This window comes from Streptomyces sp. CA-294286 (genome assembly GCF_050947155.1).
Lineage (GTDB): Bacteria > Actinomycetota > Actinomycetes > Streptomycetales > Streptomycetaceae > Streptomyces.
Map to the genome: position 1 here is coordinate 6,252,238 of NZ_CP192005.1, position 19,979 is coordinate 6,272,216.

At 69.7% G+C, this 19,979-nt stretch carries 17 protein-coding genes and 1 tRNA gene; 8 read left to right on the top strand and 10 right to left on the bottom strand.

Annotated elements, in window-relative coordinates:
• Window positions 1-13 precede the first annotated feature (13 nt).
• Genes ACQPZG_RS32360 through ACQPZG_RS32380 form a run of 5 tightly spaced genes read right to left on the bottom strand, consistent with a single transcriptional unit; the run spans window position 14 to window position 5,093 of the window.
• Window positions 14-490 carry a hypothetical protein gene (locus ACQPZG_RS32360; RefSeq protein ID WP_433549238.1) on the bottom strand — a complete coding sequence of 159 codons (477 nt, stop codon included), beginning with the start codon at window positions 488-490 and terminating at the stop codon, window positions 14-16.
• Window positions 491-1,009 carry a type II toxin-antitoxin system RatA family toxin gene (locus ACQPZG_RS32365; RefSeq protein WP_433549239.1) on the bottom strand — a complete coding sequence of 173 codons (519 nt, stop codon included), beginning with the start codon at window positions 1,007-1,009 and terminating at the stop codon, window positions 491-493.
• Entirely contained in the window at window positions 1,002-2,333 is a 1,332-nt protein-coding gene (locus ACQPZG_RS32370) for an aspartate aminotransferase family protein (RefSeq protein ID WP_433549240.1), read from the bottom strand. Before ACQPZG_RS32370 ends, ACQPZG_RS32365 begins: the two co-directional genes overlap by 8 nt.
• Window positions 2,334-2,341: 8 nt before the next feature.
• Complete coding sequence (locus ACQPZG_RS32375; RefSeq protein ID WP_433549241.1) at window positions 2,342-3,478, bottom strand: acyl-CoA dehydrogenase; 1,137 nt, start codon at window positions 3,476-3,478, stop codon at window positions 2,342-2,344.
• The gene (locus ACQPZG_RS32380) at window positions 3,465-5,093 is read right to left on the bottom strand and encodes an aldehyde dehydrogenase family protein (protein WP_433549242.1); all 1,629 of its coding nucleotides are present in this window, start codon (window positions 5,091-5,093) and stop codon (window positions 3,465-3,467) included. The genes ACQPZG_RS32375 and ACQPZG_RS32380 overlap by 14 nt, the downstream gene beginning before the upstream one ends.
• 191 nt (window positions 5,094-5,284) lie before the next feature.
• Between ACQPZG_RS32380 and ACQPZG_RS32385 the strand changes: the two genes are divergently transcribed.
• From ACQPZG_RS32385 to ACQPZG_RS32400, 4 genes are all read left to right on the top strand, one after another.
• Window positions 5,285-6,289, top strand: coding sequence for a bifunctional lysylphosphatidylglycerol flippase/synthetase MprF (locus tag ACQPZG_RS32385; RefSeq protein WP_433549243.1), 1,005 nt, complete (start codon window positions 5,285-5,287; stop codon window positions 6,287-6,289).
• A 13-nt stretch (window positions 6,290-6,302) separates the two neighbouring features.
• Window positions 6,303-6,387 (top strand) — tRNA-Phe (locus ACQPZG_RS32390).
• 33 nt (window positions 6,388-6,420) lie between these two features.
• Entirely contained in the window at window positions 6,421-6,912 is a 492-nt protein-coding gene (locus ACQPZG_RS32395; RefSeq protein WP_433549244.1) for an SRPBCC family protein, read from the top strand.
• Window positions 6,913-6,963: 51 nt separating this feature from the next.
• Complete coding sequence (locus ACQPZG_RS32400) at window positions 6,964-8,460, top strand: hypothetical protein (RefSeq protein WP_433549245.1); 1,497 nt, start codon at window positions 6,964-6,966, stop codon at window positions 8,458-8,460.
• 58 nt (window positions 8,461-8,518) lie between these two features.
• Here the strand turns inward: ACQPZG_RS32400 and ACQPZG_RS32405 are convergent, their stop codons facing one another.
• From ACQPZG_RS32405 to ACQPZG_RS32415, 3 genes are read right to left on the bottom strand one after another with little or no spacing between them, the layout of a single operon-like run.
• Window positions 8,519-9,448, bottom strand: coding sequence for an alpha/beta hydrolase fold domain-containing protein (locus tag ACQPZG_RS32405; RefSeq protein WP_433549246.1), 930 nt, complete (start codon window positions 9,446-9,448; stop codon window positions 8,519-8,521).
• Entirely contained in the window at window positions 9,445-10,308 is an 864-nt protein-coding gene (locus ACQPZG_RS32410) for an SDR family NAD(P)-dependent oxidoreductase (protein WP_433549247.1), read from the bottom strand. The genes ACQPZG_RS32405 and ACQPZG_RS32410 overlap by 4 nt, the downstream gene beginning before the upstream one ends.
• The gene (locus tag ACQPZG_RS32415; protein ID WP_433549248.1) at window positions 10,305-11,852 is read right to left on the bottom strand and encodes a flavin-containing monooxygenase; all 1,548 of its coding nucleotides are present in this window, start codon (window positions 11,850-11,852) and stop codon (window positions 10,305-10,307) included. The genes ACQPZG_RS32410 and ACQPZG_RS32415 overlap by 4 nt, the downstream gene beginning before the upstream one ends.
• Before the next feature lie 170 nt (window positions 11,853-12,022).
• Here ACQPZG_RS32415 and ACQPZG_RS32420 point away from each other — a divergent pair, with 170 nt between their 5' ends.
• Both ACQPZG_RS32420 and ACQPZG_RS32425 read left to right on the top strand, forming a co-directional pair.
• Window positions 12,023-13,561: a flavin-containing monooxygenase gene (locus tag ACQPZG_RS32420; protein ID WP_433549249.1), complete on the top strand. Its 1,539-nt coding sequence runs from the start codon at window positions 12,023-12,025 to the stop codon at window positions 13,559-13,561.
• Window positions 13,562-13,696: 135 nt separating this feature from the next.
• The gene (locus tag ACQPZG_RS32425) at window positions 13,697-15,148 is read left to right on the top strand and encodes an MFS transporter (RefSeq protein WP_433549250.1); all 1,452 of its coding nucleotides are present in this window, start codon (window positions 13,697-13,699) and stop codon (window positions 15,146-15,148) included.
• Window positions 15,149-15,250: 102 nt separating this feature from the next.
• On the opposite strand, the gene ACQPZG_RS32430 is transcribed toward ACQPZG_RS32425, so the two are convergent.
• Complete coding sequence (locus tag ACQPZG_RS32430; RefSeq protein ID WP_433549251.1) at window positions 15,251-15,847, bottom strand: TetR/AcrR family transcriptional regulator; 597 nt, start codon at window positions 15,845-15,847, stop codon at window positions 15,251-15,253.
• 430 nt (window positions 15,848-16,277) lie between these two features.
• On the opposite strand from ACQPZG_RS32430, the gene ACQPZG_RS32435 reads away from it, so the two are divergent.
• Together ACQPZG_RS32435 and ACQPZG_RS32440 are read left to right on the top strand one after the other, a co-directional pair.
• Entirely contained in the window at window positions 16,278-17,015 is a 738-nt protein-coding gene (locus tag ACQPZG_RS32435) for an AfsR/SARP family transcriptional regulator (RefSeq protein ID WP_433549252.1), read from the top strand.
• An 839-nt stretch (window positions 17,016-17,854) separates the two neighbouring features.
• Window positions 17,855-18,529 (top strand): SGNH/GDSL hydrolase family protein, encoded by a 675-nt coding sequence (locus ACQPZG_RS32440; protein WP_433549253.1) that lies wholly within the window; start codon window positions 17,855-17,857, stop codon window positions 18,527-18,529.
• A 340-nt stretch (window positions 18,530-18,869) separates the two neighbouring features.
• Here ACQPZG_RS32440 and ACQPZG_RS32445 read toward each other — a convergent pair whose 3' ends face one another.
• Entirely contained in the window at window positions 18,870-19,043 is a 174-nt protein-coding gene (locus ACQPZG_RS32445; protein ID WP_433549254.1) for a hypothetical protein, read from the bottom strand.
• Between the last annotated feature and the right edge of the window lie 936 nt (window positions 19,044-19,979).

Sequence of the window (19,979 nt, forward strand, 5' to 3'; positions counted from 1 at the left end):
TGTGTTCCTCACCTCAGACCCGTTCGGGCGTCGAATGTTCCGCGGTGTGCTGCGCGACGACACGCTCCTCGAACTCCACGAACGCGGGGACCGCCACCGGCTCGAACCGCACCCTGAAGGACTTCAGGAAATTGCCGAAGAGCGCGCGGTCGCCGCACAGGTGGATCGGCACGGCGAGGAAGGCCCATTCGAAGCCCGCGGCCGCCGCCCAGACGCCCAGGACGACGGCGTGCGTGACGAAGCTGTGCATGGTGTTGTAGAGGACGTAGTAGACCTTCGGGATCCGTCCGTCCCTGGCGCGCCGGAAGGCGATCGCCCCGGGGAGGTAGCCGATCAGGTCGATGTAGACGAACAGCAGCACCGCGACCCACCAGCGCACCTCCGACAGGTGCAGCAGGAAGAGCACCACGCACGCGACGAGCGCGACGGCGTACTCCGCCCGCAGGAGCTGGAAGGTCACCCGGCTCTCGAACCGGTTCACGTGGTCCATCTACGCCGACAGGGCGGTGTCGGGCTCGCGGCGGGCGCCCAGCCGCGCGGTCACTGCCATGGCCGTCGCCGGATCGCCCACGACGTGCGCCTCGCCGAGCAGCCGGTGGACGATGGTGGCGATGGCCTCCTTGAGCACCTTCGTCGCGATGGGCTCCAGCACACCGGCCAGGCTGGGGATGCCGAAGTCGAAGGTGGCCTCGAACGTCACCTCGCAGCCGCCCACGAGGGGCTCCACCCGCCAGGAACCCCGGAAGACGTCGAAGTCCCCGGAGGTCTGCTCGAAGACGATCCGGCGCAGCTCGGGCTGGAGGTAGTCCACCTCGGACCAGCGCAGCGGACCGTTGCGGAAGAGGATGTCCCACTCGCTGACGAGCGGTTCGTCGCCCTTGTCCCCGTGGACGACGACGGAACGCACCTCGTCCACGAACTCCGGGTACTTCTCGAAGTCGGTGATGCGCCGGTACGCGAGATCCGCGTCCGCGGTGAAGGACTGCAAGGTCAGTTCCAGGCTACGCATGTGCCGCCACCTCGTACTCGGGGTTCCGCTCGGCGACCGACTTGGCCGCCCGCTCGAACCGGTCGAAAAGAAAGGCCACATCGGAGTCGGTCATCGTCGCGGGCGGCGTCAGCCGCACCACGTGGTCGGAGTTGAGCGAGAGGTTCGCGATGACGTCGTGGGTGACGAGCGCCATGAAGAGGTCCGCCGCCATGGCCGGGTCCGCGAACTCGACCCCGATCAGCAGGCCCGCGCCACGCACCTCGTACGGGTGGTGCGGCAGGTAGGTGGTCATGATCCGCTCCAGCTCCGGCGTGAGCCGGGCGCCGAGCGCGGCGGCCCGCTCCACCAGGGCGTCCTGCCGGATCGCCAGGATCGCGCCGCACACGGCGGCCATGGCGATCGGCGCGGCTGAGAACGTCGAGGTGTGCAGGATCGGGTCGCGGTCCAGGACGGAGAAGGTCTCCTCCGTCGCGATGGTCGCGGCGACCGGGATCACCGCACCGCCCAGCGCCTTCCCCGAGAGCAGGATGTCCGGACTGACGCCCTCGGCGTCGCACCCCCACCACGCCCCGAGCCGGCCGAGACCCGACTGCACCTCGTCGACGACGAGCAGCGCACCGTACTGGGTGGACGCCTCGCGCACCGCCCGGAGGTAGCCGGGGGCCGGGATCACCACTCCGGCCTCGCCCTGCACCGGTTCGACGATCACGCAGGCCTCGCCCGGATACCGGCTCAGGGTCCGCGTCAGTGCCTCGGCGTCGCCGAACGGCACCTGCTCGACATCCGGCAGCAACGGCCGGAACGGCTCCTGGAACGTCGCCCTCGCGGTCACCGACAGGGCGCCCATGGTCTTGCCGTGGTAACCGCCCGTCATCGACACCAGGCGCCGACGCCCATTGAGCCGGGCGAGTTTGATGGCCGCCTCGACGGCCTCCGTACCTGATCCGGAGAAGTGCACGCGGTTCAGTCCTGGCGGGGTCACCGACGTCAGGAGGTCGGCTGCCCGCGCGGCCGTCGGGTCGAGGAAGATCCGGGTGCCGATCGGATGCGTGCGCAGCTGCCGCTCGACCTCGCGCACCACGGTGGGGTGGCGGGCACCGGTGATGAAGACCCCGTACCCCCCGACGTTCAGGATCCGCTGTCCCCGGCTCGTGGTGATCCACGCGCCGGACGACTCCACCTCCACCTGACCGCCCAGCACGTCGGCCAGGCGGGCGCGGCCCGAACTCATCGTGCGTCGGTACGCCGACCCCACCCATGCGTCGTCCGCCGCCCACGCGGGGGCGGGCGCCGACGTGTCGCCGGTGACCGGCGCGTTGTCCGTGCCTGCTGTGTCGGCCATCTGCTACCTCACTGGAACCTGAGAACGTCGCCGGCGAAATTCGCTGCCAGCGCCCGGCTGGTGCCGGCCTTGGACGGCGGGTGGAAGCTCACGCAGTGGCAGGCCGCGGCGAGGTACGCCACGTCGGGCGACGAGATGAACGCCATGCCGCCCAGGGCCTCGACCGCCCGCTTCGCGGTGTCGACGATCGCCTCCTGGGCGCCGTAGCGGGCGATCATGGCTTTGGTGAGGGCGGCGTTGTCGCCCTCCTTGGCGGTCAGTTGCCGGGCGATCCCCTCCAGCAGTTGCGCCGCGCTCTCGATGCGCACGCCCAGCTCCGCCGTCTGCTCCGCGCTCAGCTTCCGGCTCGCGAAGGCCCGTTCGACCAGAGCGCTGGCCATTCCCAGGTAGCAGGAGGTGATCAGCATCTCGAACCACATGAAACCGACGGTCTGCAACTCGTCGAGCTCGCCCTGTTCACCGACGTCGGTGGGCACCAGCAGCCGGTCGTCGACGAAGACGTCGGTCAGCCGGACCTCGTCGCTCTCCGCCCCGGCCAGCACGTTGCTGCCCCAGAACGGGTGAACGGACACGCCGGGCGTCTCCGCCGGCACGAGCATCAGCACCGTCTCGGAGCCGCCGTCCTCGGAGGGCACCGAGACGCTGGCGGACAGCAGGTTCATGGAACGCGAGATGCTGCACGGGCGCTTCGACCCGTTGACGACGATGCCGCCGTCCTTGCGCACCCCGCCGACGGTGGGCGACAGGATCCCCTGTCCGGGGTTCCCCTCGGCGAACCCCGAGGACACCAGGAGGTTCTGCGTGGCGATGCCTTCCAGCAGCGCCCATTCGACACCGCTGGACCGCAGGCTCTCGGCGAGGGTGAAGATGGTCGCCACGGAGAAGTGGTGCATCGTCGAGGCCACGGCCAGGGACGGCGCGGCCGCCCCGATCGCGCGGGTGACCTGGATCGCCTCCAGAGGGGAGGCGCCCGCTCCCGAGTAGCTCTTCGGGATGACCAGGGCCGGGCCGCCGCTCTCCCGGAACAGCTCCAGGCCGCGGTTGCCGGGCTTCTCCAACTCGGCGAGCGGGATCTCCGACAGCTTGCCCAGGAGACCCGGGAGGTACCTCTCACAGACCTCGCGGGCCTCGTCAAGCGTGCGCATCGCGTTCCTCCCTGGACGGTCGCGCGGAACCGTTCGCGACGATGGACACCCCTTGGAGGTGCGTGGTCCGCAGCACGGGGTAGTTGGCCTCGCCGAAGGCCCCACCGGTCAGCCCGGTGCCGCCGTGCGAGGGCAGCGGAGCGGTGAAGGCGATGTGCGAGTCGTTGATCTTGAGGAGCCCGCCCTTGACCGTCTCGGACACGAACCGGTCGATCACCGACTCGTCCCGCGCCCACAGTGAGTTCCGCAGCCCGTACAGGTTCGTGTTCACGAACTCCACGAGGCCGTCGAGCAGGGTGTCGTCGTCGGCGTGCTCGGGGACGACGATCGGCAGCAGGGGGAAGAACGTCTCGTGCCTGACCACGTCCGCCTCGCGTGCGCCGCGCAGTCCGTCGACCCTGAGCACCGTCGGTTCGAGGAAGAAGCCGGAGCTGTCCCGTTGTCCGTCGATCTGCATGCCGTGGCCGCCGGTGACGACCGTCGCGCCGTGCTCGACGGCATCGGCCAGGAACTGGTGGAACTTGTCGTGCCGCAGGACGGGGGAGAGCAGCACGCCCTCCTCGTCCGGGTAACCGGGGCGCAGGGCCTTCGCCCGCTCCACGACGCGGGCGATCAAGTCGTCCGCCACGTCCGGGTGGACGACCGCCTGATTGGGGATCATGCAGAGCTGGCCGGAGCCGTAGAAGCTCTCCACGAGCGCGTCGGCGGCCCCGTCGAGGTCCGCGTCCTTCCAGACCAGGACCACGTCGTTGCCGGCCAGTTCGAGGATCGGCTTCTTGCCGGCCTCGATGCACCTGCCCTCCAGTTTGAGGCCGCTGGGAACGTCACCGAAGTACATGATGTCGTCCACCAGCGGACTGTTGATCCAGGAGTCCAGCATCGGCCCGGGGTGCCCGCACACGATGTTGAGGAGCCCCGGCGGGGCACCGATCTCGTCCAGGATCGGCGCGATCAGGTGGCGCAGTGCGTACGTCACGCCGAACGGCGCCGTGCGCGGGGCGCGTACGACGGCCGCGTTGCCCCCGGGGATGCACATGGTGCCCAGGAGCGCGCTGACCAGTGGCGCGTTGGCGGGCGGCGTGATGCACACGACACCGTCGGCCTGCCGCCGGACGATGTTGCGACGCCCGTCGACGGCGAACTCCTGCCACAGTTGCCCGCGCAGGTACCCCGTCGTCTCCTCGCGGGTCAGCTCGCGCATCCCGGAGATCTCCCACTTGGCGAGCTCCAGAGGATGACCCTCCAGGGTCAGCAGCCGGACGAGCTCGTCGCCGTGCTCACGAATGGTGGCGCGCAGCAGCTCCATCCAGCCGTCGAAACGTGTCGTGAGCGGTACCGAACGCCAGACCCTGGTCGCCTCCGCCGCAGCGGTCAGGGCGTCCAGGGACGTCTCCTTGTCGGCGACCGCGACCCGGCCGGCGATCACGCCCTCCGGTACCTCGGCGGGCGAGATCCTGCCCGACTCCAGTTTCCTCTTCAGGCTCAGGCTGGCGAACGAATCGTCCAGGACGGCTCGCGCGGAGAGCACGTACACCCACTGGCCGCTCTCCACGTCCTTTCCGCGTACGTAACTGCTCAGAGAAGGTATGAGTTGGGAATCGACGTTCGCTGTCAAAGTGGCCTCTGCAATCTGGATTCCGATGACAACTCGGTGGCGGTGGAGCCTCCTGCGTCAGTGGTGCATCACCGCAGTGTCGACGGCGGCTCTGAAACGCCCCTGACGTCCCGCAGGACGTGACGTCGGACGGACGTCAGAGAGGGTCGCTAACGTCTTCTCCAACGCATCGCCGACCGTGGGGACAGCGCATGAAGGTGCCCGATTCGCTCCGACCGCAGGGGCACGCCTCGCTGGTGTCCGCCCTTGAGCGGTACGCCGACAATCCGAGCGCGTTCCTCGCCCTCAACCAGGGAAACGAGTACTTCACCTGCACCGGCGTGGAGGGATACATCTGTTACCGCACGCACGGTCGGCGGTGGATCCAGTTCGGCGGGCCGTTCACCGGCACATCGGACCGAAAGGAATTGCAGACCCGGTTCCTCCAGCACGCGCATCGCGAAGGCCGCCGGGTCGTCGGTGTGCAACTCCAGCGCGAGGACGCCGAACTGTTCGCGGAACTGGGACTCACCGTGAACCAGGTCGGGGCCTCCTATGCCGTGGAACTCACGGACTTCAGCCTGCGCGGCAAGCGCTTCGTACGGCTGCGGAACAAGATCTCACGTGCCAGGCGCGCCGGACTGGAAGTCTCCGTGGTCGACGCCGCCGCGGTCGCCGACGAGATCGCGGACATCGACGCGAGGTGGCTGCGGGAGAAGGGCAAGCACACCAAGGAACTGACGTTCCTGACCGGCGAGATCGGCGGACCGTGGCAGCCCCTGCGGAAGCTGTTCCTCGGGAGGATCGACGGCGCCGCGGTCGGCTACGTCTCCTACAGCCCGGTGTACGGATCACGTCCGGGCTGGCTGCACGACCTCAGCCGGCGGCTGCCGGAATGCCCACCTGGCGTCATGGAGGCGATCAATTCCCACGCCATCGACCACGTCCGGGCCCTGGGAGCGCCCTGGCTGCACTTCGGCTTCACCCCCTTCACGGGCCTGGAAGAAGCCCACCGGCTGCCGACCGCGAGCCGTGCCGCCACCCGGATGATCCGTCTGATCGCCGAGTACGGCGACCGCGTCTATCCCGCGAAGAGCCAACTCGAATACAAGTCGAAGTGGTATCCGAACGTCGTGCTGCCCGAATACTTCGCCTTCGACGGAGGAATATCGCCGCGTTCTCTGTGGAGCGTGGTGCGGGCGACGAACATCCTGTGAGAGAACCACTGTGGGAAGGGTACTCGAAGCGGCCTAACGAGGTCCGGGGAAACCCGGTCGGGCTCACGCCCTCGCAGGTTCGAATCCTGCTCCTTCCGCTCCGCACCACCGAGCACAGAACGGATCCCGCTGTGACCGAAGTCCGTTTCGTCGCGACCTGCAACGCCCCACTCGACGTCACCTTCGCCTATCTGGACGACTACCGGAACGTGACCGAGTACTGGCACGGAATGACGAGTTACCGACCGGTCGGCGCTCTCGACCACGGCCCCGGATCGATCTACGAAGCCGTGGCGAAAATCGGCCCGTCCACCGTGAAGTCGACCATCGAGACCGTCGAATGGCACAAGGACGTCCGCATCGCCTACACCTCGGTGTCCGGCATGGATTCGTCCACGACATTCGATTTCGCCGCCGTCGACGCGACGCACAGCACCGTGGAATTCCGCATCGAGTTCACGCTGCCCGGCGGAATCGCCGGCAGGGCGATCGCGAAGACGCTGGAGCCGTTCGTGGCCACCACCGCCCGCAACACCGCGGCGAACATCTCCGCCCGCGTCGCCGAGTACTGGGCGACGGTGCGTGCCGGCACCCGACGCGGAGCCGCCGACCTCCCGAAGTAGGGGCGACGGCCGCACGGCACCGCCCAGGCGTCAGGCAGGAGGGAGTGTCACATGGCCGAAGCCGTCCCGGTCTCCGCGGACCGCGCACGCCGCCCGGCGGCGCAGCCGGTACCGCGCCACACCTTCGACGTGCTCGCCCGCGCCTGGCGGTTCGACCGGGCGCTGGACATCGGCGCACTGGAGCGGGCTCTCGGCGCGCTCACCGACCGGGGCGGCGCGGAGCCGTCCGCGCCCCCGGTCGTCGCCGACGTGCCGGACCTGTCCGCGATCCGCGAGCTGCTGGCCGCGCGTGCGGCCACCCCGCCCCACCCGGGCGCCCCGCCGCGGCCGGGCGTTGAACTGTTCCGCCTCGGCACCCGTGAGCACGTGCTCGTCGTCTCCGCCGGGCGCAGCCCGTGGGACGGCAGGGCCGAGGGCGTCTTCCGCCGCGAACTCGGCGCTCTGTACGCGCGCGAGGCGTACACGGCGCCTCCGTTCCTGCCGCCACGCAGGGACGGCCGCGCCGCGGGTCGGCTCCGCGGCCATCCGCCCCTACCCCCGCTGCCGCGCCCCGCGGCGGATCGCTTCACCGCCGCCGTGGTGCGCCACCGGTGGGACCCAGCGGTACGCGCGGGTGTCGAGGCCCTGGCGGACCGGTGCCGGGTGCCCCGCTGCGTCGTCCTGCTCGCCGGACTGGAGGTGCTGCTCGCGCGGTGGTCAGGAATGCGGGAGGTCACCGTCCTGATGGCGCACCGCGCCACCCCCGATCCGACGCCGGCCCCACACGCGGGCCATGGCCCGGCCGAGCCGGTCGCGTTGCTGCGTCGCGCGTACCGCTCCGACGAGCCCTTCGACGCGCTCCTCGTGCGCGAGGCCGCCCAGCAGGGCCTCGCCCGGGACAGTGCACCGACGTGCCCGACCCGGTTCTCCTTCCGGGTGGTCGGCGAATCCGTGCCGCTGACGTTGCCCGGTGTCGGGGTCACCGACGTCACGCCGCTGCTGGCGCACGGAGGCCCGAGGCCGGCCTCGGGCGACCTGTCCCTCGACGTGACCGCGACGGACCTCGTCCTGCGCTACGCGGAGGAACTTCTGGACGAGGCCACGGTGCGGCTGCTCGCCCGCCACTACGGTGAGCTGCTCGCGGCGGCCGTCGCCGACCCGTCCGCCCCGGTCGGCTCGATCAGCTTCGCCCCGCCCGCGCGGGTGGTGCGCGCACCCGGCGCGCTCGCCGCACTGTGGGAGACGCTGCCCGATGTGCCGAACGGCACCGCCACCGGAGCCCGGATCATCGACCACAAGGACAGGACGCGGCTGCCGGTCGGCCTGCCGGGCCGACTGCAACTGGAGATTCGCGACGCCTGCGGCGTGCGCCGATGGGTGGACACCACCGCGTTCGGCCGCTGCACCACGCGCGGCGGCATCCTGACCGACCGGCTCCCGCCGCCCCCGCCGCCGGCGTCCGGGCCCCCCGCGCGCCGCCGCTTCCGCGGCGACGCGGCAGCCGGCATGGCTTCGCAACTCGCCGTGCTGTGGGCGCAGAAGCTCGGCCTGGCCCCGGCAGGACCCTGAACGTGCGCGGGCGCCCCGCATCCAGGCCGCTACCGGCCGGGATGCGGGGCGCCCGCGTTCAGGAGGAGCGTGCCACGTCGCGGTCGGCGGACCCGGCCCGCCCGCGCGCCCAGTTCGCCGTCAGGAAGGCGCCGATCTCCCGCACCGACGCGGCTGCCTCCTTCACCAGTCCCGCCTGTGCCTGTGCCGCGTGCCACAGGACGGCGCTCTCCGCGTAGCGGAGAGGGACACCCGCGCGCCGCAGGGCCACGGCCAGGTCGAGGCACTGCGTGTACAGAAGCTCGCGGGTGTTCGCGTGGAGGTAGGTCGGCGGCAGTCCCGCCAGCGGACCGAGCGAGGGGGCGTACCGGGCGTCGGAGGCGTCGCCCCCGCCCAGGTAGGCGCCGGCGCAGGCCCGCGCCCACCGGCGGTTGATCACGAGGTCTCTGCTCCGGTCGGCCACCAGGTTCGGGTTCGTCCAGGGGGAGACCAGCACGAGGGCCGCCGGCCGGCGGCCCTCGGCGGCGAGGAGTTGCGCGGTGGCCAGGGCGAGGGCGCCGCCCGCCGAGTCACCGGCCAGGACGAGGGTGTCGGGGGAGTGGCCCTCCAGGGTCGTCAGCGCTTCGAACGCGGCGAACGCGTCCTGCGTGGACGCCGGGCAGGGGTGCTCGGGGGCGAGGCGGTAGTCCGGCAGGTAGACGGGCCGGCGGATCTCGCGGGCCAGGTGCGCGGCCAGCGACCGGTGGGTGGCGGGCGATCCCACGGTGTGTCCGCCACCGTGCAGGTAGAGCACGGCGCCGGGCCCGGACGCCGGCCCGACGCTGACCCGTTCGGCGGGCCGGTCGCCGAGGTGGAGGGCCTGTACGGCGGTGCCCGGCGGCAGCGGTTGCAGCCGGGCGAAAGCGTTCAGCAGCGCCCGCTGCGCCGAAAACGGCAGGCGGGGGTGGAAGACGAGGCGGAATCCCGGGTGCAGCAGCACGCGGGCGAGCGGCAGCGGCAGGGCGGTCACGAGGTGGTCCCGGGGCGCGGGGCGATCCGTAGGAGGCGGGACATCCAGGTACCGAACCGCTGGGAGCCCGTCGGGCTGACGCGGCCCAGCAGATCGAGGGCCTTGGCCTCCGCGCCCACCAGGACGCGGGCCCGCCCCCGTGCGACACCCTCGACGATGGTGTCGGCCGCCATCTCCGGGCTGTGCAGTGCCAGTCGACGGTCGAAGGCGCGCGCGATGCCGGCCGCGTCCAGTCCTGTCGCGGCCGTGGCGTTGCGTGCCACCGCGGTCCTGATGCCGCCCGGGTGCACACAGGTCACCCGGACCGGATGCCTGGCCAGGAGCATCTCCTGGCGCAGGCACTCGGTGAACCCGCGCACCGCGAACTTGGAGGCGTTGTAGGCGCTCTGGCCCGGGTAGGTGATCAGCCCGAAGAGGCTGGAGACATTGACGACATGGCCGTCACCCGACTCGATCAGGTGGGGCAGGAATGCCTTGGTCATGTTCACCACCCCCCAGAAGTTCACGTCCAGAACGCGTTCGATGTCCTTGAAGGACTCCTGTGTCACCTCGCCGTAGTAGGCGATGCCGGCGTTGTTGTACATCTGGTGGACCCGGCCGAAGTGCGCGCGGACCTCGTCCGCGTACGCCAGGACGGCCTGCCGCTCGCTCACGTCGAGCCGGTCGACCTTGACCCGGGCGCCCTTGCCCTCGCACCGCACCGCGGTCGCCTCGACACCGTCGGCGTCGATGTCGCACAGCGCGAGCTCGGCGCCGAGGCCGGCGAGGCGCAGCGCGAGCGCGCGACCGATCCCCGACCCCGCACCAGTGATGACGACGACTTTCCCTGCGAAGCCGGCGGCTTCCGCTTTCCTGGTCATTGTGATCCTCTGGTCGTGACGTGGTAGGCCTCGATGTCGAACTTCCGCGTGATCCGCCGGAATTCGAAGGAGAAGCCGGGCCACATCGTGGTGTTGTCGCCGTGCTTGTCCACGTACCAACTGGCGCAGCCACCGACGTTCCAGACCGTCCGGGACAGTCGGTGGCGCAGCATCCGGAAGAAGTCCTCCTGCGCCTTGGCGCGCACCTCCAGCGAGCGGACGCGCCGTCGCTTCATGGTGGCGAGAGCATCGACCAGGTAGTTCACCTGGGATTCGATCATGAAGATCATCGAATTGTGGCCGAGGCCGGTGTTGGGGCCCACCAGCAGGAACATGTTGGGGAAGTTCGCGATCGCCGTGCCCTTGTAGCACTGCCGTCCCACGGTGTCGAAGACCTCGCCGAGGCTCCGGCCGTCCTTGCCGTGGATCCTGCGGTAGGTGGGGGAGTCGGTCACCTGGAAGCCGGTGGCCAGGATCAGGGCGTCCACCTCGCGGACCGTCCCGTCCGTGGTGACCACGGACTTCTCCTTGATCTCCGCGATGCCCTCGGTGACGAGCGTGACGTGGTCCTGCCGGAAGGCCGGGTAGTACGTGTTGGAGAGCAGGATGCGCTTGCACCCGGCGCGGTAGTCGGGCGTGAGCCGGCGGCGCAGAGCGGGGTCCGGCACCTCGCGCCGCAGCTTGGCCCGCGCGAACGCCCCGACGGGCCGCATCAGTGCCGGCCGCTTCGCCAGGGCGACGGCCTGCGCCTCGTGTGCCCAGTAGATGCCGCCGCGCACGAGGCGCTGATAGAAGGGAACGTACCGGCACGCCAGCCGTTCGAGCGCCAGGTAGGGGCGGTCCAGGCGGGGCAGCACCCAGGGAGCGGTGCGCTGGTACACCTGGAGTTCGGCGACCCGGGAGGCGATGGCCGGAACGATCTGCACGGCCGACGCACCGGTGCCGACGACCGCCACCTTCCTGCCGTCCAGGTCGCTGTCGTGGTCCCACCGCGCGGAGTGGAAGATCTTCCCCGCGAAGGTGTCGATCCCCGGTATGTCCGGCAGAGACGGCTCGCACAGGGCCCCGAAAGCCCCCACCAGGACATCGGCGACGAAGAGCCCCCGCGAAGTGTCGACCTCCCACCGCGCGGCGTCCTCCACCCAGCGGGCGCTCAGCACCTCGCACCCGAAGACGTGCCTGTCCCGGACGCGGTACTGCCGCGACACACGGGCGATGTACTCCTGGATCTCCGGTTGAGTGGAGAACGACCGGCTCCAGCCCGGGTTCAGGGCGAAGGAGTACGAGTAGAGGTGCGACGGCACATCGCACGCCGCACCGGGATAGGTGTTGTCGCGCCACGTGCCGCCGACGTCGGCGCCCCGCTCCAGGACCAGGAAGTCGTGCCACCCCTCGCGACGGAAGCGGATCGCCGCCGCGAGCCCGGCGAGCCCCCCGCCGATCACGAGGACCTGCGTGCGCCGGCCCGGTTCGGCCGACGGGCCGGACCGCCGGGATGCCGTGGGCGCGACGTCTGTCGTCTTGTGCTGATGTGTAGGACTCAAGGGGGGATCAGATCTCCCGTCACAACCGTCCCGGACGATGAATCCCTGGATGGTCCCAGACAGCACCTGACGGGCCTCTGAACCGACGTCGTGCGCAGGGCAGAACGGCGTCAGAGCCGTTGTGGAGGATGGAGCGTCCGCTCTTTGCAACCGAGCAGGTAAGGAGACGCATGATGGCTTCCCCACCGGCGACACCAGAGGCAGCCGAAACGCCGGACGTGCTCATCGTGGGAACCGGGTTCGCCGGCCTCGGCATGGCGATGAAACTGCTCGCCGCGGGGCACTCCGACTTCGTCGTGCTGGAGAAGGCCGACGACGTGGGCGGCACGTGGCGGGAGAACACCTACCCGGGCTGCGCCTGCGACGTCGCGAGCGTCATGTACTCGTACTCCTTCGCCCCCCACCGCACGTGGAGCCGGATGTACGCCTCGCAGCCGGAGATCCTCGACTACATCAAACGCGTCGTCAAAGAGCACGCCCTCGAAGCGCACATCAGGTTCAACACCGAGGCGGTCTCCTACGAGTTCGACGAGACGAGCGACCGATGGACCGTACGGACCCGGTCCGGCCGCGAGTACCGGCCGCGCGTCGTCGTCCTGGCCCACGGGTCGTTGCACCAGCCCCACATCCCCGACCTCCCGGGCATGGGCCGCTTCAAGGGGACGATGTTCCACTCGGCGCAATGGGACCACTCCGTCGACCTGTTGGGCAAGCGCGTCGCGGTCGTCGGCACCGGGTCGAGCGCGGCACAGTTCATCCCGGAGATCGCCGGCACCGCCGCACACACCGTCGTCTTCCAGCGCAGCGCGCACTGGGTGCTGCCGAAGGCCGACCGACCGCTGAAGGCACTTGAGCACAGACTCTTCAAGTCGCTGCCGTTCGTGCAGAGGTTGTACCGCCTCGCGGCCTACTGGACGCACGAGGTCCCGGTGCTCGCGTTCCTCCACCCGAGGTTCCTCAAGGTGCTGGAGGCGGCGTCGCTGCGCATGCTCAGGAAGCAGGTGCCCGACCCGGAACTGCGGGCGAAGCTGACACCGGACTACACCATCGGGTGCAAGCGCATCCTGCTCACGAACGACTACTACCCGGCGCTGCAGCGCCCCGACGTGGACCTGGTCACCTCTCCCATAGCGGAGTTCACCGAGGCCGGGATCAGGTCGGCGGACGGGCAGTTGCACGAGGCCGACGTGGTGATCCTGGGTACCGGTTTCGCCACGGACAACCGCTGCGCCACGGAGCACATCGTCGGCCGCGACGGCGTCACCATCCAGGAGGCGTGGCGCGACGGCATGACCGCGCACCTGGGTACGACGGTGTCGGGATTTCCGAACATGTTCATGCTGATGGGACCGAACTCGGGCGGTGGCGCCCAGTCGATCCTGTTCGTCATCGAGGCGCAGCTCCACTATGTCGTCGAGTGCCTGCGCCTGATGAGGACGAGGCGGGCCACCCGGATGGAGGTGCGTGCGGACGTGCAGCGTGCGTTCAACGCACGGCTGCACGGCAAGCTCGCCGGCTCCGTGTGGAACACCGGCGGCTGTCACAGCTGGTTCCTGGATCACACGGGGCTCAACCGGCAGTCCTGGCCCGGAACCGGCACGTCCTACTGGCGCGCCACCCGTAAACCGGACCCGCGGGCATTCCTGCTGACGCGCCGCCCCGGCCGACGCAGGCTCGTCTCCGTTCCCGCGCCCACCGACGCAAGGTGACCTGCACCACGGATTGAAGTAAGCATACGGTCGTGCGTACACTCATGCCTCAGATGCCGACCCGTTGAACTCGATCGCGTTCCGAAGGGTCGGCATGTCCAGTGCGCGGTGGGAAGGCGAGAAGGGGATGCATTCGTGACGAATGCCAAAGCAGATGCCGTAGCGGTGGAACCGGAGGCCGCCCCGGCGGTGCCGTGGCCCGCCGTGTCCGTGGTCATGGTCGGCATGTTCATGGCCATCCTCGACTCGTTCATCGTGGTGGTGGCGGGTCCCGCGATCCAGGCCGACCTGGGCGCCTCCGTCGGCCAGCTCCAGTGGATCCTTGCCGGCTACCAGCTCTCCTACGCGGTACTGATGATCACGGGAGGCCGGCTCGCCGACCTGTACGGACGCAAGCGGATCTTCATCGCGGGCACCGCGGTCTTCACCCTGGCGTCGCTGGCCTGCGCCATGGCGCAGGACCCCGGCACGCTCATCGGGGCGCGCATCGTCCAAGGTCTGGGCGCGGCCCTGATGGTGCCCCAGGTCTTCGCGGTCATCACGCTCGTCGTGGCCGAGAGGGCGCGGCACCGCGTCTTCGGCACCCTGGGCATCGTGATCGGCCTGGCGACCATGGGCGGGCAGCTCGTCGGCGGCCTGCTGATCGGCGTCGACCTGTTCGGGACCGGCTGGCGGTCGGTGTTCTGGGTCAACGTGCCGATCGGCATCATCACGATCGTCTGCGCGATGAGGTACGTACCGGAGTCCCGTGCGGGAGGCACCCGAAGGCTGGACATCCCCGGCGTTCTCGCCCTGAGCGCTGCCCTGCTGCTGCTCACGTTCCCGCTCATCCAGGGCCGTGAGGCGGGTTGGCCCTGGTGGACCTGGGCCTGCTTCGTCGCCAGTGTCGTGGCGTTCGGCGTGTTCGTCACGCTGGAACGCGCCATCGACAAGCGCGGCGGGGATCCGCTGATGCGACTGAGCCTGTTCTCGCAGCGCTCGTTCTCACTCGGGATCGTCCTGGTGCTGGCTGTGTACGCCCTGTTGACGTCCTACTATCTCGCACTCTCCGTCGCGATGCAGGAAGGGCTCGGCATGTCCGCGCTCGGCGCAGGCCTCGTCTACACCCCGGCCGCGGTGACCTTCTTCGTCTTCAGCAAGGTCGCGGGTCGGCTCGTGCCGAAGTACGGCCGGCGCGTCCTGGAGGTCGGAGCGGTCGTGCTCGCGTCCGGGTACCTGGCGACCGCGATCGTTCTTCTCTCCGGACCCAGGCTCACTCCGGGGATCGTCATCCCCACCCTGATGCTGCAGAGCGTCGGCGGCGGACTGCTGATCACGCCGTTGCTGAACACGGTCCTGAGCCGGATCGCCCCGGAGACCGTGGGGACGGCGTCCGGCGTCCTCTCGACCGCCCAGCAGGTCGGTGGGGCGTTGGGCGTCGCGGTGATCGGGGCCGTCTTCTTCAACTCGTTCCGTCCCGAGTCCGACGGGCGGACGGAGGCCGCGGGGCACGCGTTCGCCATGTCCTCCCTGACCACGTTCGCCATCGCGGTGCTCGCCGCCGTACTGGTCTTCCTGCTGCCGAACAAGAAGGCGCAGCCGAGTTGACGGATGCCCGGCGGAACACCGATGCGGCGGGCCTGCGGTCCGCCGCATCGGTCTGTGCAGGGCAGGACACGCGCACCGAAGAGCGGTGCGGCGAGGCCGGCGTCAGCGCGCAGGAACGAGCAGACCCTCGATGATGCGTCGGGCCTTGCCGACCGCTTCGACGTCACCGGCCTGAAAGGCCGTGTTCGCGGCACACAGGAGAGCATCGATCTGGAAGACGGCCAGCTCGACATCGAGTTCCGCGATCTGGCCGTTCTCCACGGCATGGCGCAATTCGACGGCGATGACTTCGCGCCATTCTCGCTGATCATGGAACAGCGCATCGCGCACCGGCCCGGGGCGGCTGTCGAACTCCGCGAGGTTCGCGACCCGGAAGCACCCGCCGACGAAAAGAGGGGTTTCCGCATAGACGGCCCAGGAATCGAGCAGTGCGCGCAGCCGGGCCACCCCGTGGGGCGCCGATCTGGCGGGGCGGATGACGGCGTCGATGAAAAGCTTGCGCGCGGACTCGACTGCCGAGAGCTGCAAGATTTCCTTTGTCTTGAACAGGCTCTGGATGCCCGCTTTACTGAGTCCCGTGTCCAGCGCGAGGCGGCCGAAACTCACACTGCCCAGACCCTCCAGCGAGGCGACATCCACAGCCTGACGGAGCACGATCTGCCGCGTACGAGCACCTCGCAGGAGACGCTTGTCCGTCACCTCGGTCTGCTCCTGGGGGAGGAGTGTAGACGCTCCGGGGTCACTCGAAGGCGAAGCGACCGGCCCTCTCATACTACCCATACGGCCGATCGTACAGCATTTGCCGGGCGATGTACCGGTTCGGGCGTCGTGCACCGGTCGAACCGCCCCGAGTTGATCGGCGCAGGAGGACTGAGCGTTCCTACCCGAACGAGGGGGCGCACGCCGAAGTACGCCTGCTCGAACGTGCGGCTGCATATGCAACTTGATCACCCATAGGCTCACCCTCGGTCGTCTTCTGGCGATTCCGGAAAAACGTCCAGCATTCGGGCGGCCTCGACGGTGCCCACGTGTGTTCCTGATCTCTTACAACAAGGGGAGAAGAACAGTGACCGTCGCTGGAATACACATACTTGGGCCGCAGCGGATCGAGCTCAAGAACACTCACATCATGTTGAGCGGGGCGAAGCTGAGAAGCATTCTCGCAGTTCTCGCACTCCGCGCCGAAAGCGAAGTCCGCCGCGACGAACTGATCGAGGAACTGGACCTGCTGCGGACGGCGGGTGACGCGATCAACGCAGTGCATGCCCACGTCGCCCGACTGCGCCGCTGGCTGCAACGGCATGGCGGGAACGCAGACCTGCTGGAGACCGTCAATTCCGGCTACCGGCTCAACCTGGACCGGGACGCGGTGGACGCCCACCGGTTCGTGCGGCTGGTGGAGCACGCGCTGAACCTCGCGCCGGGCACTCCCTCGGTCGTGGCGACCATCCTGGAGGATGCGCTGTCGCTGTGGCAGGGAGAAGCCCTGATCGACTCCCTCGAAGGCCCCTTGGTCACCACGGCGGCTGACGAACTGCACCGCTGGCGCGCGGCGGCACGGGAAACCCTCATCGACGCGTGGCTGTCCCTCGACCGTCACCAGAAGGTGGTGCTGAACGCCAGGAAGTTCATCGCCGAGGACCCGCTGAACGAGTCGATGCGCGCACGGCACATCATCGCGCTACGACGCATGGGACGGCACGCCGAGGCGGCCGAGGCCTACAACAACGCCGAGACCGTACTGCGTCGGGAACTGGGCATCAGGCCCGGCATCGAACTCCGCGCCACCTCCGACCCCGCCACGCGCTTCACGCCGATCCCGGGCGGACGGCAGCGGGAACACATCATGATCGGCGCGCCGTCATAACGGACCACAAACCGGGGCCCGGCGCGGCCCGCACAACCACGGCCGCCCCGCCGCCTCCGAACGGGCGGCCGCCTGCGCCGAGTACCGCGCGGAGGGCCGGCCGGAAAGGCGGGGAGCGCCGTACGCACCCTGCGCTGCTACCGCTGGCGCAAGCGGCTTCTGCCGCCCCGTCGGCCCGCCCTCCTGTCGGCCCGCCGCCCCGACACCTCGTCGGCCCGCTGCCCCGTCACCTGGGCCGGATTCGCTGGTTCGACGAGGACCGCCACCTGGCCCGACTGAGCACCCGGATCGGCCTGCCGGAAGCCCGAGGGAAGCCTGACGGAACGAGGGTGCAGCCTGAGCGTCCTCGCTGCTCTGGACGAGGCCTGCACGTCGGGACGTGGCATCGGGAAACTCCTCGGACCGGACAGCCCGGTCGCGTTGCTGCCGGTCCACGTGGCGCCGGAGGAGCTGACCGACCATGTCGAGGGCCAGGTCACGCCGGCGGACCTCGCCGCCGCCCTCGACCCCGGGTACATCCGCACCGACGGCGACACCCTCGCGCACATCAGCCACCGACTGCTCGACACCTCGGCCTCGCCGGTCAGCGACGGCATTCCGCCGCCGACGCTCCTGTGGTCCGCGAGTCCGCGAGTCCGCGAGTCCGCCGTCACACCGAAGCGGTGGCCTACATCTGTGCGACGACCGTCCGCCCCCGTGCCGCGCGTGCGGGTCGGTTGCGTCCTTCGGTGGAGCGCGTGGTCGAAGCCGAGTGCTCCACGGCCCTGGATCGCAGCTCCGCAAGAAAGACAGGGACGACCGACCTTGTGTCTACATACGATCGACCGTATTCTTTTGGCATGACTTCAACCCGCACCGAGGAGACCGACCCCTTCTGCCTGCAGCCGCTCGACGCCGCAGCGATGCTCTTCGATGCCCCGTGGCATCGGTTCGCGGTGATCGGAGACAGCTTGTCAGCCGGCACGGGCGACGCCAGCCCGGGCTACGTGGACAAGGGCTGGTCCGACCGGCTCGCTGACGTCCTCCGTCACATCCGACCGGACCTGGCATACCTGAACACGGCCGAAGACGGAACGACGACCACGCAGACCCTGGAGAAGCAGATCGGCCGCGCGGTGGAGTTCGAGCCGGACCTGCTGCACCTGCCGTGCGGTGCGAACGACCTCGTGCGGCGCACGCCGGACTTCGCGGAGATCGAGCGCAACTTGCGCCGCATGTACGAGCTGGCGTCGGAGACCGGTGCCCAGTTGACGACGTTCACCCTGGGCAGGGCGTACATGATTCCCCTCTTCCAGGACTGGAGCGAGCGGGTGGCCAGGATCAACGACATCACCCGTGGCCTGGCCGGCGAGTACGAAGCCGTTGTCGTCGACATGTGGCACCACCCCGTGAACGACAGGGAAGACCTGCTGAGCGAGGACCGCATCCACTTCTCGACCTCGGGACAGGCGGTGATGGCGACGGAGATGGTCAAGAGCCTGAGCAACGTGCTCAGCCGGACCACACGGGCCTGAGAGAACGCGTGCTCCAGGACTCCGCGGAGAGGCGGTGCGGAGGGGCAGTACGGAGGGGCCTGTCGCGGCGGCCTCCGTGGTCCGTCCCGATGGCGGACGCCTCGACCTGACCGGCACTTCGCCTCGGTCGGAGCCGCTGCGCGGACCGGATACCCCCGCAGCCGTGGACGCGCATGGCCACACGGATCACGCCTGCGCGGATTTTGGGACTGCCCGCCCTCTTCACCGCACCGACCGCTGTCGAGGAGGAGGAAGCCTCAGCGCCGAGCGCGGCAACCAACGCGGTTGTGTCCATGCCGGATTGTCGTCTGCGCGGGCGAGGCCGCAGGGACGTAGCGGGTCAGCATCGCAGTCCGATCACGCCCCAGCCGCGGTGGGTGGCTTGGGCAAGGACGTCGCCCCATTCGGAGACGAACGTGGCGAACGAGTCGAAGTCGTGTATCCAGCCGACGGGTACCGCCGCGTGCCGCTCGGGTACGTAGGGGAACGAGGAGGCCCGGACCGTGGAGGTCACCGGCCTGATCGACCTCGACCGGAATGTACGCGTGGTCGGCGGCGTCCGGTCAGCAGGCCGTCGCCCTCTTTGCGCGCTGACCCGGGCTGCGCCGCTTGCACAGCCGGGCCGTGAGGAGCGCGACAGCGACCAGCACCTCGATGAGCGGGACGACGAGCGCGGGCATTGTGGCGGCGTGGAGTTGACTGGCAAGAGCGGTCGGCGACCTGGGTGAGCCAGGAGGAGGGTGAGGCCGTTCCCGGAGGGCGTTGTGGCCGTTCCCGGATCTTTCGGCGTCGATCAGTCCGACCGCGGTGGCTCCTTGTGGGGCGTGGCCTTCACGGCCGGGACCGTGCGCGCGGACGAGCGGGCGCACCGGACCGTGGGATGGGCGTGTTCTCAGGTAGCGGTACGGGAGTCCACGCCGACCGCACAGCCGCAGCCGTCCTGCATAGGGGTCGCCGTTCCAGGTGGCGTACCGCCGTGGCGAGGTGAGTCCAGCCCGGGGTCACCAGTGGCCGAAGCCCGCCCGGGGCAGTGGTGGCTCCGGCAGCGGGAGGCGTGCTGCGTATAGCCCCGTGGTTGTGGCCAGCAGACCGCCGGGACGCAGCGCGGAAACCGACTGTCGGACGACAGTCGGTTCGGTGCCGGTACTGATGCGAGGCGGCACCGTTGTCACTGCTCGTCATCGAGACGTCCGGCACTGCTGCGTAAGGCGGGCGGGCCGAGGAGGACGGCGGTGTGCCTGGTCGCGTGGTCGCCCAGTCGTCACCGAGTTGCCGGACTGCCATCCCACCGCCGTGGCTTCGGCTGTCTCCGCGTACCAGGACTCCGCGTACCCCGACATGGAATCTCGCCTGACCTGGCCCGTCTGCTCCCGCAGAATCCGGGCGCCCCGTGCTCCTCGGCCCATGCTCCGACGGCCCCAGCGATGCGTGCGCCAGGGCCGGCACGCCG